The organism is Okeania sp. SIO2B9, assembly GCF_010672505.1.
GTDB lineage: Bacteria > Cyanobacteriota > Cyanobacteriia > Cyanobacteriales > Microcoleaceae > Okeania > Okeania hirsuta.
The window spans coordinates 1-15,375 of record NZ_JAAHGK010000004.1; the positions used below are offsets into that span (position 1 = coordinate 1).

Here is a 15,375-nt window from a genome sequence, read left to right on the forward strand (position 1 = left end):
CCCTAAAGTCTGGAGAAAATAAAGACCGAACAAATTCAAAGGAAAATAATTCTCTCCAGACTTTAGGGAGAAAGTAGTTGGGTTTACACCTTTTTTAGACCCAGAAATTATCCATCAATTTGAATATATTCGACATCAAGAAGTAGTTAAATTTTTAAGAAATAACAATTGTTTAGGATATTCATGGGTAGCAATTGATGATATTCCAGAGCATTATCCCCCTGATACTCACATAGTTATTACTGATGCTTATAATGGCTTTGACGCATCAGCAGCATTAGCTTTAGAACTTTATCTATTATCAGCAAGTTGAACTAGGATAACTACATTGCTTCATATTAGTAGACCAATATTACTTCTGAATTATGACTTGCCAATACGCATTTTAAATACGTATTAACTTATCGGAAATGTTTATTATAAATCTCCAAAAATCCAAAATTAAATCAATTATCCTACTCTTATTCATCAATTATTTACCGAATAATTAAGGCTTAAAACCTCTCCTTTAAAGGAGAAACAAGAAAGATTTTTCCTTGGAGTCAATCCTATATACTTTCAAGGAGAGGTAATTATTAATTATTAATTATTAATTATTAATTGTTGAACTACTTTCTCAGAATTTTGATGGTTTCGATGTTCTTCTAAACCTCGCTCAATTAACTTGCCTACCAACCAAGACACAGAACGTTCATCCTCTTTTGCCCATTTCTCTAACTCTTTTTTCCACTCTGGAGGAATATAAGCTACAACTCTATCTAAATCTGTTTTTCCGCCCATTTTCAACACCTAATACTTATTTATCTAATATTAAGCATACAAATAACTGACTAACTTGTGTTGTGCTATGCCTCGCTATAATATAATTTGCTAGCAAAGTCTGGCAAATACATCTTGACCAAAAAATAAGGTCTCAACCCTCCTATTTCAGTAGGAGGTACTGATAACTGATAACTGATAACTGATAACTGATAACTGATAACTGATAACTGATAACTGAAATGACATCTGGCCATGAATCGGAAAAACTTAACTATTATCAATCAAACATTTCGTTAAGCTCCTATAAAAACATCTGGAATTATTTTGCTCTCCACGAGAGAATTAGAAAAAATGCGCCGAGTGGGGAGACTCGCAGCCAATTTACTCAACCATCTTGAACCAATAGTACAACCAGGAGTTAGCACTCAAGAATTAAACGACGAAGCCGAAAATTGGACTCAGGCACAGGGAGCCATCAGTGCCCAACTTGGCTATACCCCTCCCGGTCATCCTCCATTTACTGGTTCTATCTGTACCAGTATTAATGAAGTAGTTTGTCATGGTATTCCCAACCCCAAACAGATACTCAAAGACGGAGATATTATCAATATTGACGTTACCCCCATTCTCGATGGCTACCACGGTGATACTTCCAGAACATTTTTAGTAGGTAACCCATCAGCCTCAGCTCAAAAATTGCTAAAAGTAACCGAAGAGTGTATGATGCTACGGATTGCTGAAATAAAACCAGGGGCAAGAGTTGGAGATATTGGGACAGCAATTCAGGAATATGCCAAAGCTAATGGATTTTCTGTTGTACGAGAAATGGTTGGTCATGGAGTTGGTAGGCAGTTTCATACAGAGCCACAAATTCCTCACTATGGCCAACGAGGTCGAGGTTTAAAATTACGCCCTGGCATGGTTTTTACTGTTGAACCAATGCTCAATGAAGGAACTCACAATATTAAGACCTTAGCCGATCGCTGGACTGTAATTACCAAAGACAAAAAACTTTCAGCCCAATTTGAACATACTGTCGCTGTCACAGAAGAAGGGGTGGAAATTCTCACATTAAATTAATTGAAAAAACAAATTTTCTGTCTAAATAAATAATATATGTCTCATTATGGAATGAAGCCTTAAGACCTAAAATAATATAGGTAAATTAACATAGATTTCTTTGAGTACATTTAATATATAGTTTAGAAAAAATTGAATGCCTTTCCCACCAGAAAGTCCTTGCCTAAATATAGCGATCGCCCGCCTGAATATCCCAGAAGCTAATCATTTTGCCATCTGGGTAATGCAGGCTCCTTTCCAACGGGGATATGTCCACCACGATCAAATTTGGCCAGAAACCTTGTCACAAGCTTGGAAGGCTTGGTTAGAAGTATTCTCTCCCCAAAGTTTACCTGCTATTCCGATCGGTACACCTCAACCAGCTTTAGCATCAACTCCAAATATTCATCCTGCCCCTGCTTCCAATGTCAAAATTAATCGTACCAGTCGCCTGATGCAAAATTTGGGTATTAGTCTGTGGCAGTGGCTATTTCAAGGAGAAATTGCTCAAAGTCTCCATCAAAGTCAAGGTATTGCCATTGGCCAAGAACTGCCCTTACAAGTAAGATTGGATATTCGCGCACCCGAATTAATTGCCCTACCCTGGGAAATTATGCAACCAGGAATTTCTTTACCTGCCTTTTCTCTAAGTAGGGAAATTTTGTTTAGTCGTACTACCAGTGACGTTCACTCCTTACCTCCTCTCCCACCTTCCCCATATTTGAATATTCTCCTGGTGATGGGGGAAAATGCGCCTCAAGGACAATCATCCTCAGCTAAAGACCATCAATTTTCTACTTTGTCCAAATTAGAGCTAGAAGAAGAAGCAGCTCGAATAACTGAGGTTTTAAAACCCCGCGAGATTACAAACCAAAATTTACACAGATTTAATTCTATTATTCCTTGCAATGTCGATACATTAATTCAACCGACTCCAGAAGAATTAATTTCCCATCTAGATAAAGAAAATTATAATGTACTTTTTTATGCTGGCCATGGTAAACCAGGCCCAGATGGCGGTTGGTTATTTTTAGCACCTGAGACTACTCTTAATGGTACTGAGCTAGCACAAGTTCTGGTTCGCAACGGAGTAACCTTGGCAGTATTCAACGCTTGTTGGGGAGCGCAACCAGCTACAGATATATCTTCTGGTCAAGTACAGGCAATACCACGCAGTAGTCTAGCAGAAGTATTAATTCATCATGGAGTACCAGCAGTTTTAGGGATGCGAGATGAAATTGCCGATGGAGAAGCTTTGAGTTTTATTCAAGTTTTTGCGCAATGTTTGACAGAGGGAATGTTGATAGATCAAGCAGTAGCTGTGGCTAGGCAACAGTTATTAACTCTCTATAGATTTAATCAACCAGCTTGGACTTTACCAGTATTATATATGCACCCAGAGTTCAATGGTCAATTAATTCAAGTCTTCGATGAGTTGGTAACTCAACTACCCACTAACTCTCCGACTTGGATTAGTAGTTCAACTTCTAGAGCTTTTTTACGTTCTCAAGACAACAATAATGAAGTTTGGCCTATTTGGCCTGGTACGATCGCGGTCGGACGTTCTCAGGAAAATGATGTGGTGATTTTTGAGCGGTGGGTTTCCCAAAAACACGCTGAAATTTTTTCTCGTTGCTTTCCGAGCGAACAGGTTGAACCCATTTATTTCTTAAAAGATATTTCTCGTTTTGGTACTTTAATTTATCAGTCTGGTGATTGGCGAAGAATACATCGTGATGAGGTTGCCATAACATCAGGAACACTGGTAAAATTTGGCAGTTCTCAAGGTCAAGCTTTTGAGTTTGTGATTGAAACAACAAAAGATTTTAGCTAGTTAATCTAAGTTAGAATTGCGGAACTAGCTAGGTTGCTTTTGTAGCTGATTAAGTAGGAAATAACAATATTCCTAATTACCTACTTCTATATTTAATAGAAGATGAATTATTTTTACTCAGGATAAAATTATGAAGAATCAGCCTTCCCGCTCTCAGTTTTCTGCTAATAATTCTACTCAAGTAGAATTGGATTTATTAAATTCGATAGTTCTTGATGATATTGCCTATCCTTGGAATCCAGAAACAGCAGAATCAGACTCTTATTTTGATTCTCTTGAGCAGGAGTTACCATTGTCTGATTTACTAACCGATGTGGAAATAACTTCCGGTTGCAAACAATTTTTAAGTCAAACCGATCAACTGTTTTCTGTGATTGATATTCAGAATTCCTTATCTGAGAAGTTTTCAGGTCTTGCTCCCAATAATTTACTCAACAAGTTAGGCAAGGTTGCTGTTAATGTTGTCGATCAGGTGAATAGTTTAGGGTCTATTCTATCTCTGTCAGACCAATTGGTACATTGTGTCAGCGAAGTTTTACCAGGTTGGGATTTGGAAGATTTGGAAGTAATGGCGCGTCCCCTAGCTTATTCTATGCGTGGTAGTCATGATGATGCAGTAGAAAATACTTTGGCAACAATCCAATCAACTTCTTGGTATGATTTGTCAGAAGTTGAACAAGCACGATTGAGTTTAGCGATCGCGCTCTATGCTATAGAGAAAGCTAATAATTAATTTTTATCTACCCAATTTAATATATTAGAGTTGTCGCTAAATATAGGGGAAAAAATCGCTCCAACCTAGACAGAGCAATCATTCCAAGTAATTTTAGCCTCCAATAGCTACAATCCTTATAGAACAAGGTTTTTGGGGATTTTTTAAGTTATCAAGCGACAAGTATATTAGAGTAGTCGCTAAATAAAGGGAAAAAATCGCTCCAACCTAGACAGAGCAATCATTCTAAGTTTTTTAATTTCCTAATATCTAGAATTCTTACATAACAAGGTTTTTGGGGATTTTTTAAGTTATCAAGCGACAAGTATATTAATTAAGAAATAGCGGTTTTTAGTTTTTTAATGATCAATATTTACTGACGAGTAACTGAACTGAGAACTGCTAGACTTTTTTCTGGGCATTGCACAGTGACGAATGATTTTAGATTTTTGATTGAATTGGATTTTGAATTTGAGAATTGCTAGAATTATTAGACTTGTCGCTTTATAACTTCAAAAACCCCCAAAAACCTTGTTATATAAGGATTGTAGCTATTGGAGGCTAAAAAGGCCTTGAAATTATTGCTCTGTCTAGGTTGGAGCGATTTTTTCCCTCTATTTAGCGACAACTCTATTAATTAATGGTTTTTTTTATTCATAATCTAAACTAATTTTTGGCAATATAATTCCATAATGTGCAACCCCTTTTTCTGAATATGTTTGTAATTTTAATGTTTGTAATTTGATCTCCGGGTGAGTCGATAATATCAAGTCCGGGTAATTATTTATATCATGTGCCCCCTTCGGGGGAGCTATGCTTACGGTATAACAGTTATAATAGGGCTTCCTAGTTGGGTTTTAGCCCTTACAATACTTAGTATTAGGACTAAAGTCCAACTACAAACAAAAACTTTATTATAAGTAATTAATCGTACGATCAAACTCCATTGTGCTTACGCAAACAATAACTTTCTTCTCATATTCCTTGCTTCCCCGCTTCCTCCTGACTCGTGACTCCTGACTCTTCCTCCCAACTATTCAACCGGATATAATGTAATATAGCAATCCTAAAATATTCAAAATGTCACCGTACATAAGAAGCGCCATTATAGCAATGTGCGCTGGCATATTTACACATTATTTTTTGTACACCTGTTCGCTTACTGCACTTTGAGCTGGACATTGTAAATACCTGAGCGCACATTGCTATAATATCAATAGTTGCTTCTGTAGTATAGGTGCTAAACCAGATGCTAAAAAAGCGACAACGTTAGCAACGTCTTCTGGTGTTGCCAACTGACCCAAAGGAATATCGCGGGTAGCAAAATCTTCTCCCACCTATTGATGATAACTTTCTACTCTCTCAGAGACTGTTTGTAAAATTTTGTAATATAAAATGATTGACCTTTAAACTGTAACAACTTGGTTATTTATCCCAGATTTATAGGCTGAAATACCCAATTTGCCAGGGGTAAAAACACTTCATAATTATTTACAAATAACCTCTCAGTACGCACAAACCCAGGTGCAACAGCATAAGCTAAAATATTAGACTTGACAAAACCACGGGCAATAGTACGAGTTAGCGAAATCACCCCACCTTTAGAAGCTGCATAGTGAATATGTTGGGGGTCGTCTCCACGAAAAGCAGCTCGACTAGCAATATTAATAATAGTGCCACCGTCACGAGTTTGAAAATGACGAATTGCTTCTCGACATAGATCGGCAACTGCAACTAAATTTACTTGCAAAGTTTGTTGCCAAGCATTAATTCAAATGTCTATTTCATCATCTACGCTAGTAGCAACAAAAATTCCAGCATTATTCACCAGAAGATCAATACGACCTTGCCAGGTAATCGCTTAAAGCGATAATTTCACAGCAACATTTTTTTCCACTAAGTCTGCTTTTAATAAATAACATTTATCTTAACCAATTTGAGTGGCGATCGCTTCTGCTGCTTGTTGTTTATGACCGTAATGTAAAATAACATTGAAAAATAGAATAATTTTATCAAAGTCAAAATTATTCTTCTAGTAGCTGAATGCCGAGCAAAAAATTGGTAGTGCTATGGCATCCTTCTTAAATATGTATTTAAAAAATTATCTAGTTCAGTGTCAAATTTTTCTTTATTCTTGATGATTGGCTTCCATGAATATCGGTAATTTGGAAGCCATCAATACATAAAACTAATTGAGACTAATGAAACAAAAAAAAATTCTGGAGTTCAAAAAAATTATCTGCTACTAGAACAAAGGAAAGAAATATCGGAAAAATTAATCATATTAACTAACACAAATATTATTTGATTAGCTCAAAAAATTATTGATGATACTCAATTTTTTCTCATGTTAATTTCCCCTTTTCCTGGGGTTGAGAATGCTGGTGCTTATGAAACCTAATTCCTAAAAAAACATCATACAGAAAGCTCCAAAAATTTTTTCCTTGCAATAATCCTAAAGATTGAGGAGAACCCTTAACATCTAAAAGTGGCTTCATAACTTCATAAGCAGGTTTGTAATTATACCAAGGTATAGAAGGCCATAAATGATGAATTAAATGGTAATTCTGTCCACAAATCAGAATATTGAGTAAGCCACTTGGATAAACTCTAGCATTGTGCCAGCGATCGCGTTCCTGGAAAGGACGATGAGGTAAATAATCAAAAAATAACCCTAGAGCTAAACCAACAACTAAAGCAGGAGAAAACCAATAATTTAAAATATAATCCAGAAACCCAAAATATATGGACACACCTATCATTGTGAACACTACTAAACGGCTAAAAAACCATTCCCATAGTTCAAATTTCCGCCAAAGTCGTCTTTTAAAAAAGAAGATTTCATGGTAGAAAAAACGGGCTGCAATTAGCCATAAGGGGCCACCAGTAGAAACAAAATGATCTGGGTCATTTTCTGGGTCGTTAACATGGGCATGATGCTGTAGGTGTACTCTTGTAAATACTGGGAAAGCAAAACCTAACATCAAGGCGCTGCCGTGACCTAAAATAGCATTAACTAAGCGATTCTTATGGGCTGAATTATGGGAAGCATCGTGAATTACTGTTCCTGCCATATGTAAGGCTAGAACATTCATCAAGAAGCAGCACCAGCCAGGAAAGTGCCAGTACCAGTAACCGCAGGTTGAGGAAATTATTATTCCTATAGCACTCAAAAACATGAGTAAGTTAGTATTTAAGCCTCCAGACGGGCTTAATAACTCTCTTGGGACTGTCGTTTGCAGCCCTGCCTCCAACATTTTAATTTGCACTCCTCTATATTGATTGAGACTTTTTTTATTACAATACGATATAGGCAAAATTTTGTAAAGATATATGAAATATTATTAATATAAACAAAATAATTAGAATCTTTGGTTATAGGAGAAATTAAATAAAGTTAATCGCGATCCCCATAAATTAGACCCCGATCCTAAAACTTAAATTATAAAAAATACAGATTGTTGCTAATTAAATAATTTTAAGAGTAAAAAGTAATTATTAATAGTTGCATTGACATCCTTTGAGTATGGTAGTCTAAGATATCAATCTCGCCCAGTAGTATAGTCATAAATAAATGTAGGCACTATTGTAACTTTGTCCCAGAATTAATCAACGTTCTTTAACTTTAATTATTAAATAAATAAATATCATTTGTTTTTTCAACATTAACATTATTATATATAGCGTAATTACTATTCAGAAATAATTAAAAATCCAAGATACCACTCTTAACCTATTACTGTTAAAACTTTGAAATTATGCAACTGCAAAATGGCTTACGCCGAACTAAAATTGTAGCAACTATTGGCCCATCTACTACTAAGCCTGATGTACTTCGGGAGTTAATCAAAGCTGGTGCAACAACCCTACGACTTAACTTTTCTCATGGAACCCATGAAGATCACCAACGCAGCATTCGATTAATTAGACAAACTTCTTTTGAACTAAATCAACCTGTAGCCATCTTGCAAGACCTTCAGGGACCAAAAATTAGACTAGGAAAATTTGAAAATGGTTCAATATCTCTAAAACGGGGCGATCCATTTATTTTGACCAGTAACTTAATGCCTGGAACTCAAGAAATGTCTTCTGTAACTTATGAACTCTTAGCAGATGAAGTGCCAGAAGGAGCAAAAATTCTTCTTGATGATGGCAAAGTAGAAATGTTGGTGGAAAAAGTAGACAAAGTACAGAAGCAATTACATTGTCGGGTTGTAGTTGGTGGTCCTCTTTCCAATAATAAAGGTGTGAATTTTCCTGGGGTTTATCTCTCAATTAAAGCACTGACAGATAAAGACCGAAAAGACTTAATGTTTGGTCTTGACCAAGGAGTAGACTGGGTAGCATTAAGTTTTGTGCGTAACCCCCAGGATGTCTTAGAGATTAAACAATTAATTGCTAATGCGGGAAAAAAGGTTCCTGTGGTGGCAAAAATCGAAAAACACGAAGCGATCGAACAAATGGAAGAAATTTTGGCTTTGTGTAATGGGGTAATGGTTGCTCGTGGTGACTTAGGTGTGGAGTTACCAGCAGAAGAAGTGCCACTTTTGCAAAAGCGACTGATCTCAACATCTAATCGAATGGGAATTCCGGTAATTACTGCTACTCAAATGTTAGATAGTATGGCGAATAACCCCCGTGCAACCCGTGCTGAAATTTCTGATGTGGCAAATGCAATTATTGATGGTACGGATGCAGTAATGTTATCTAATGAGACAGCGGTAGGTAATTATCCTGTGGAAGCGGTGGCAACAATGGCAACGATCGCCAAACGCATTGAGCAGGAAATTATCACTTGCAACGTTTCTAGTATGAATGATACAGGTCATTCAATTCCTAATGCAATTAGCCAAGCGGTGGGTCAAATTGCAGAACAGATAGATGCTGCAGCTATTATGACTCTGACTAAAACAGGTGCAACAGCGCGAAATGTTTCTAAGTTTCGACCAAAAACTCCTATTCTGGCAGTGACTCCTCATGTAGATGTTGCTAGACAGTTACAACTTGTTTGGGGAATAAAGCCATTATTGGTGTTAGACTTAGCTTCTGCTGGTCAGACTTTTCAATCTGCAATCAGTGTTGCTCAGGAGAAGGAGTTATTATTTGATGGAGATTTAGTGGTAATGACTGCGGGTACAATTCAAGGTGTGGCAGGTTCAACAGACCTGGTTAAGGTTGAGGTGGTGACTGCAGTGTTAGGTCAAGGTACTGGTATTGGTCAGGGATATGTTAGTGGTCGCGCTCGTGTTGCTCATAGTGCAAAAGAAGTCCGAGATTTTAACCCTGGAGAAATTTTGGTAGTTAATCATACAGATGCTGAATTTGTGGAGGTAATGCAAAAAGCTGCAGGAGTAGTAACAGAAGAGGATAGTATTACCAGTCATGCAGCAATTATTGGTTTACGTTTGGGACTACCAGTTATTGTGGGGGTGAAGAATGCTACCAGTGTGGTTCGCGATGGCACGATTTTGACTTTGGATGCTCACAGAGGTACGATATACTCAGGAGCTACTCGAAAATAGTTCATATTAAAGGTGAATGAATAGTCATAAGCTAAGACAAATTGTAAATTTTACTTCTGTGTTTCCTGTTGTCAGTTATTTATAAATATTCAACCGGACATGATATAAATATTCGATGTAAGAATTCAGGTCAGAGCGATCACTGTTTTATTTTTGTTTGATCTAAACAGGACTTACGCAACGGCACTAATTGCAGTGAGAAATCCAGAAAAATGCTGAGATTATATACCATATATAGTTGTACTGCGTAAGTCCTGCTAAAGTCACGATGCCTAGGAACTTTTTTCAGTATCGGTATATTTTTGTACCAGTTATGATGAATAATATTATGTTCGGACGGGTCAGTTATAAATAAAATGTAAGAACTGACAGTACCTAAGAAATACTGAAATTATCTTTACTTTTCTCGTTTCTTTCCTCTTTCTTTCCTCCTTTCCTCCCTCCTAACTTCTGACTTCTGAGAACTCACAACGGTTATTTATAAGTATTCAACCGATAGCGTAGTTCCCCAGGAGGAGGCACATGATATAACACCAATGAAGAAAACCACGTTCACCTAAAAGTTTTAGTATGATCCCAACGTTATGTTAAGCAAGCTAGTTAATAACGTTAAAACAGTTACAAGCCGACGATTAAGAAAAGAATTTTCAGCAACATTTTAACGCTATTTACTGGAAAGATGTTCTCTGGAATGGTTCCTATTTGATTGCTTCTGGCAGTGGGGTAACAATTTCCACTTTGAAAAAGTACATTGAAAACCAGAAAACCCCAGAATAATATTGTAAATTAGTGGGACATCGAGTCCCACTAATTTACCGCCAATTGATATCACACCATAATTTTAATTTGGTGTGATATCAATTGGCGGGTCAGCTAAAAAGATAAATTCCGACTAATAAATGGTATCAAAGCTATTCATTCTGACTCGGTGACTCGGTGCTCCTGACTCCTAAGAAATAACCTAGTTATTTGTAGCAAATATTGATCACGTTTGGTATAACACTGAATAATTGTCAGTGGGTGCAGAGTCTATAAATCTGCACTTAATGGTAGTCGAAGGAAAAGTTAGGATATATCAAAAGCTTAAAACTCAGATAACGCAAGATTTTTCCTTCTCTCCTAGATAACTAAATGCTTTCTTCCTTCTTCCTTATGTTATACATACAAGTCCCGAAAAATATGCTTAGTGAATTAAAGCAAATGGCAACCCAGTCAGGAGCAACATAATAGGTACTGTTATAGCTGATTTTTCTTCAGAAATATTGGCAATTTTTTGACAACCACTATACATAGTTAAAATTGTATAACAAAGGGCAAAAATAACTAAAATAATACTAATTACCCAGTTATTGAAAACTCCGCTAAGTAGTACCATGAAACCTAGAGGTAATAGGGATGCACCTGCTGTAAATAAATCTCCTGTTAAACTACCATCAGCTTTGAAAATAAGTCTGGCAAAACCACTTGTAACTGTCAAATTTACAAAGGGAATAATACCGATAATTATTAATAATAAAAATTCTGTATGATTTGCTTTATCTAATCTCTGTAAAATTAGATTAGTTCCTACTACAAAGCAAAATTCAAATATTATGCCAAATAAAACTGCAACGTTAAATGCTCTTTTTTGTTCTAACTGAGTAAAAGCTGCTAATAAACCTCCTATGGGATTAGGAATAAAAATCTTTACTGCTATCCAAGCATCCTGAATAGTTGTCTGAAATATTTCTAGTATTTCTAACCATGAAAAATGGTCTAAACTTTTAATAGCTTCTAGCGCTCTTTGAGAATTAGCTTTATCACCTTGGTCTGCAAAAAGTTGAGCAGCTTTTCTGAAATCTATTATTGCCGGACGATGTTCTTGCAACTCTAGATAAACTAAACCACGTTGATAATAAACGTGAGCAAAATTCGGATTTATTTCTAGTGCTTTACTATAGTCTTCCATACCAGCTTGAATGTATCTTAATTTCATACGACATAGACCCCGATAATAATAAACTTCTACTAAGTATGGGTCTAAAAATAATGCCTTTGTATAATCAAGATCGGCACTCCGATAATCTTGCAGTTTATAATTAGCGAATCCTCTATGATATAAAACTTCTGCCCAATTAGGATTAATTTCCAGTGCTTTTGTGTAATCTGCTATTGCACCTTGATAATCTCCAAGCTGACTTTTTGCAACTCCTTGTTTATATAGTTCTTTGGCTTCCCCTACCGTTTGATCGTATTGCGATCGCTTCAATGGGTCAGAAAGAATTTCATACATTGAGTTGATTTCTTTGAATTTTTCTGCTGCATTTATATCCCCTGGATTTACATCAGGATGATACTGACGTGCTAGGCTATGATAAGCTTTTTTAATCTGTTCTGTAGAAGCATTTTTTGATACTCCTAGAACTTCATAATAGTTACACTCTTTTTCCATCTAACCCTAGTTTCCCAAAGCACTATTTTAGGCAATTATTGTTGATTATATCATAAAGTATTTCAATGCTTATTGGAAACAAGATATTTATCAATTTGCAAGAATTTATATATTGAATTTTTAACTTTATATCGATCGATGAGCATTAATAACAAATCCGGTTGAATACTTATTATATAGTTGGGAGAGATAGGAAAGTGGGAAGGTAGTCCGATTTAATATTTAAGTGTGGATATAATTAGAAAAATATACTGTATAATCGGATTCGATAATAACAACACATATTAAAGGTTGTATATAATAATTTCTCAAGTTTTGAAAAATGATCGTAATCAGGAAGAGAAAAAATACTAAGTAGAGCAGGAGCAAAAAAAAGACGTTGCATTTTTAATCGAAAAACCCCTAAAGGCAATAAAGATAAACTTTAAACCCAACTATGCGCCTAAAATACGCTCCTTTTTGAGCGTGAAGAGCTGAAAACCAGGTACTTTTTTCGACCCAAAAAAGGCTAAAACCTTTATCTGTAAATACTTTTAGATTTAATCAGCAAGCCCTAAATAGAACAGGACTTACGCAGAACCGCTATATCTAGTAGGGGCGAATGGCATTCGCCCTCTACGGATAGCGTATTGTCTAAGAATTTGCGTAAGTCCTGTAGAAATCTTAGGCGTTGGTAAAGCGCGTGTATGATATTAATCTTAATTCTTTTGACTTTAGTCAGAGAGAGGTACTGATAACTGATAACTGATAACTGATAACTGATAACTGATAACTGATAACTGATAACTGAAATGACTCCTCACATGATATAATGCTGATAACTACCTAATATTTGATGTAAATTAACTACATCACCAATAACTGCAATAGCTGGTGCTTGAAACCCAGTTGCTTCAATTTGTTCTACAATAGTTTCGAGAGTAGCAATTAATTCTTTTTGCTCGAGACGAGTTCCCCACTGAATTAAAGCAATGGGTTTTTCTGGGGAACATCCGGCGACCATAAGTTCTGCGATAATATTATGTAAGTTATGAACTCCCATATAAATTACGATGGTTTCTGAACCCTGGGCGATCGCTTGCCAGTTTACATTTGCTCGATATTTACCTGTTGCTTCGTGACCTGTGACAAAGGTAACTGAGGAACTATAATTTCTGTGGGTAAGGGGAATACCTGCATAAGCAGGTGCAGAAATACCAGAGGTGACACCGGGAACAACTTCTACAGGTATTCCTGCTTGAATTAAGTCTTCCATCTCTTCTCCACCACGACCAAAAACAAAGGGATCGCCTCCTTTCAAACGTACTACCACTGCATGAGTTTGAGCTTTTTGAATTAGCAGTTGAGTTGTTTGTGTTTGTGGTAGGGAATGGCGACCGCGACGTTTGCCTGCATTGATTTTTTCTGCATTGGGGTTAATCATTGCAAGGATAGGACAGCTGACGAGAGCATCATAGATAACGACGTCTGCTTGTTCTAATAGCACTTTGCCTTTGAGTGTCAGTAGTCCCGGGTCTCCCGGTCCTGCCCCTACTAGATAGACTTTGCCTATACATTTTGACTGATCCATATTTATTATTTTAGATAATTATGCAATATAGTTAAGTAATTCTATCAAAAATCTTGAAAGAGGACTCCCGTTATAATCGCGCTGATTTAACGGTGAGACGGGGCGTATAAATTGCGCGGGGAACCCACGCAGACAGCACCTTATGAATTTCAAAGTAGTAAGTTAATTGAGCGCTTGCAAATTAATCCAGCATGATTAGAGAAAAGTGCACCGCCTGCGCTGAGATTTCCTCAGCGTAAAGACGGAGCAAGAAAGCTTGTGGAGATGATCTGACGGGGGTACAGCTCAATTTATTTGATTTGTTACCAAGCTTACGAATCTGGGAGACAAGAATCTCACGTTATAATTTTTGATTTAACGGTGAGAGCGTCAATAAGTTATTGAGCTGTTATTAGAACTACTGTTTCTAATCATACAAATAGTCTAATTTTATGTCCATATTCAATTTTTGGTGTTGCTGAACGGTAATAATTTTTAGATTAAGTATCAATGCAAAACATAAGTTTTTCAATTTTACCTTCAGCTACTTACCATTACATTTGAGCAACGCCAAAATACCTTCTCTTTTCCTACAAAAAGTTGCGAGACATGAAACGTTCAGCGAAACTAAAGTAGGGAAGTTAAATTACTGTGGTTGCACCTCTAAAATACCATTATCATAAAATAAAACTGTAAACTCAGCCCACTCTGTTTTGAGTAATTCTTTTTGAGTAGTAGCGTCAGAATTAACTAGACTGGGTATAGGTGTTTTTTCCAGATTATCTGTTGCTATTTGATTAAACGCTTCGTAAGCAGCGATCGCCCCATTTTTATCTACTTTAACTAGGTATATTGAAGTTATATTTATGGGGGTTTTCCAGGTTTGATCAATAGTATTGTATAGTTTTTGTTTTAATTCTAATAACTCTGTTTTGTTGGTAATCTTTTTAGCTATTGGCTCTATATTTTGGGGTGGAGAATTAGTTGTTGCTTTTACATGGTTGTTGGTATTTTGATTATTTTTTTTTCCAGCCTTCTCTGGAAATTCAGATTTCTTATTTACTGTCTCAATACTTCCGACCATTGTTGGTTGAACTTGACTTTTATCTACTGTCTCTAATCTTTGATTTTTTGTCTTTGTTGAACTTGAGTTGTAAACAACATTAGTTACAACTTTGGCTTGATTTCCTTGATGGATATCTCTAGTAATCAGGATGCGATAAAATCCAGAAATAACAACTAGAATAATAGTAGTTAATGAAACTAATGATGCTGTTTTAACTTGTTCAGTTAATTCTGTTGTACTGTCAGGGTTCATATCTTTAGCTGAAATATCTGTTTTCACAATTATCATTTCGGCTTCCTCAGGTTGGATATTTATTTCTTGGCTTGAACCGACTCTAATATGCAAGGAACTAGAAGATTTGGCTTCCCGCAAGACTTGCACTGGTTTATTAGAAACTACTCCCTTTTCTTCTAGTCTCTGAACAAGAAGAATTGTTCAGA

General features: G+C 36.3%; 11 protein-coding genes and 2 pseudogenes. 6 read left to right on the plus strand and 7 right to left on the minus strand.

All coding sequences use genetic code 11. The features are described from left to right. Positions 1 to 61: 61 nt before the first annotated feature. Positions 62 to 313, plus strand: a pseudogene (locus tag F6K13_RS34825) (HAD domain-containing protein); the annotation flags it as partial. Between the two features lie 269 nt (positions 314 to 582). On the opposite strand, the gene F6K13_RS00545 reads toward F6K13_RS34825, so the two are convergent. Then, complete coding sequence (locus tag F6K13_RS00545) at positions 583 to 780, minus strand: CopG family transcriptional regulator (protein ID WP_124146476.1); 198 nt, start codon at positions 778 to 780, stop codon at positions 583 to 585. Positions 781 to 1,080: 300 nt separating this feature from the next. Here F6K13_RS00545 and map point away from each other — a divergent pair, with 300 nt between their 5' ends. From map to F6K13_RS00560, 3 genes are all read left to right on the plus strand, one after another. Continuing rightward, complete coding sequence (map, locus tag F6K13_RS00550) at positions 1,081 to 1,842, plus strand: type I methionyl aminopeptidase (protein ID WP_375339385.1); 762 nt, start codon at positions 1,081 to 1,083, stop codon at positions 1,840 to 1,842. A 136-nt stretch (positions 1,843 to 1,978) separates the two neighbouring features. Next, positions 1,979 to 3,655, plus strand: coding sequence for a CHAT domain-containing protein (locus F6K13_RS00555; protein ID WP_124145139.1), 1,677 nt, complete (start codon positions 1,979 to 1,981; stop codon positions 3,653 to 3,655). A gap of 130 nt (positions 3,656 to 3,785) precedes the next feature. Continuing rightward, the gene (locus F6K13_RS00560) at positions 3,786 to 4,388 is read left to right on the plus strand and encodes a hypothetical protein (protein WP_124145138.1); all 603 of its coding nucleotides are present in this window, start codon (positions 3,786 to 3,788) and stop codon (positions 4,386 to 4,388) included. A 1,184-nt stretch (positions 4,389 to 5,572) separates the two neighbouring features. On the opposite strand, the gene F6K13_RS00565 is transcribed toward F6K13_RS00560, so the two are convergent. From F6K13_RS00565 to crtR, 3 genes are all read right to left on the minus strand, one after another. Then, entirely contained in the window at positions 5,573 to 5,704 is a 132-nt protein-coding gene (locus F6K13_RS00565; RefSeq protein WP_161564538.1) for an SDR family oxidoreductase, read from the minus strand. Between the two features lie 92 nt (positions 5,705 to 5,796). Next, entirely contained in the window at positions 5,797 to 6,138 is a 342-nt protein-coding gene (locus tag F6K13_RS00570; RefSeq protein WP_275670380.1) for an SDR family NAD(P)-dependent oxidoreductase, read from the minus strand. A gap of 574 nt (positions 6,139 to 6,712) precedes the next feature. Then, entirely contained in the window at positions 6,713 to 7,624 is a 912-nt protein-coding gene (gene crtR / locus F6K13_RS00575; protein ID WP_124145141.1) for a beta-carotene hydroxylase, read from the minus strand. A gap of 501 nt (positions 7,625 to 8,125) precedes the next feature. Between crtR and pyk the strand changes: the two genes are divergently transcribed. Together pyk and F6K13_RS35730 are read left to right on the plus strand one after the other, a co-directional pair. Then, the gene (pyk, locus tag F6K13_RS00580; RefSeq protein WP_124145137.1) at positions 8,126 to 9,889 is read left to right on the plus strand and encodes a pyruvate kinase; all 1,764 of its coding nucleotides are present in this window, start codon (positions 8,126 to 8,128) and stop codon (positions 9,887 to 9,889) included. Between the two features lie 651 nt (positions 9,890 to 10,540). Next, a pseudogene (locus tag F6K13_RS35730) lies at positions 10,541 to 10,666 on the plus strand (transposase); the annotation flags it as partial. Between the two features lie 406 nt (positions 10,667 to 11,072). Here F6K13_RS35730 and F6K13_RS00590 read toward each other — a convergent pair. The 3 genes from F6K13_RS00590 to F6K13_RS00600 form a co-directional block, all read right to left on the minus strand. After that, on the minus strand, positions 11,073 to 12,320 hold the full coding sequence (locus F6K13_RS00590; RefSeq protein WP_124145136.1) for a J domain-containing protein: 1,248 nt from the start codon (positions 12,318 to 12,320) through the stop codon (positions 11,073 to 11,075). A gap of 799 nt (positions 12,321 to 13,119) precedes the next feature. After that, the gene (gene cobA / locus F6K13_RS00595) at positions 13,120 to 13,890 is read right to left on the minus strand and encodes a uroporphyrinogen-III C-methyltransferase (protein ID WP_124155633.1); all 771 of its coding nucleotides are present in this window, start codon (positions 13,888 to 13,890) and stop codon (positions 13,120 to 13,122) included. A gap of 625 nt (positions 13,891 to 14,515) precedes the next feature. After that, positions 14,516 to 15,367 carry a FeoA family protein gene (locus F6K13_RS00600; RefSeq protein ID WP_287286655.1) on the minus strand — a complete coding sequence of 284 codons (852 nt, stop codon included), beginning with the start codon at positions 15,365 to 15,367 and terminating at the stop codon, positions 14,516 to 14,518. Positions 15,368 to 15,375 lie beyond the last annotated feature (8 nt).

What these genes read in the sequence shown, in the direction of transcription:
- F6K13_RS00545 (WP_124146476.1), bottom strand. Translation starts at nt 780, where the DNA reads ATGGGCGGAAAAACAGATTTAGATAGAGTTGTAGCTTATATTCCTCCA.
- F6K13_RS00555 (WP_124145139.1), top strand. Translation starts at nt 1,979, where the DNA reads ATGCCTTTCCCACCAGAAAGTCCTTGCCTAAATATAGCGATCGCCCGC.
- F6K13_RS00560 (WP_124145138.1), top strand. Translation starts at nt 3,786, where the DNA reads ATGAAGAATCAGCCTTCCCGCTCTCAGTTTTCTGCTAATAATTCTACT.
- crtR (WP_124145141.1), bottom strand. Translation starts at nt 7,624, where the DNA reads ATGTTGGAGGCAGGGCTGCAAACGACAGTCCCAAGAGAGTTATTAAGC.
- pyk (WP_124145137.1), top strand. Translation starts at nt 8,126, where the DNA reads ATGCAACTGCAAAATGGCTTACGCCGAACTAAAATTGTAGCAACTATT.
- F6K13_RS00590 (WP_124145136.1), bottom strand. Translation starts at nt 12,320, where the DNA reads ATGGAAAAAGAGTGTAACTATTATGAAGTTCTAGGAGTATCAAAAAAT.
- cobA (WP_124155633.1), bottom strand. Translation starts at nt 13,890, where the DNA reads ATGGATCAGTCAAAATGTATAGGCAAAGTCTATCTAGTAGGGGCAGGA.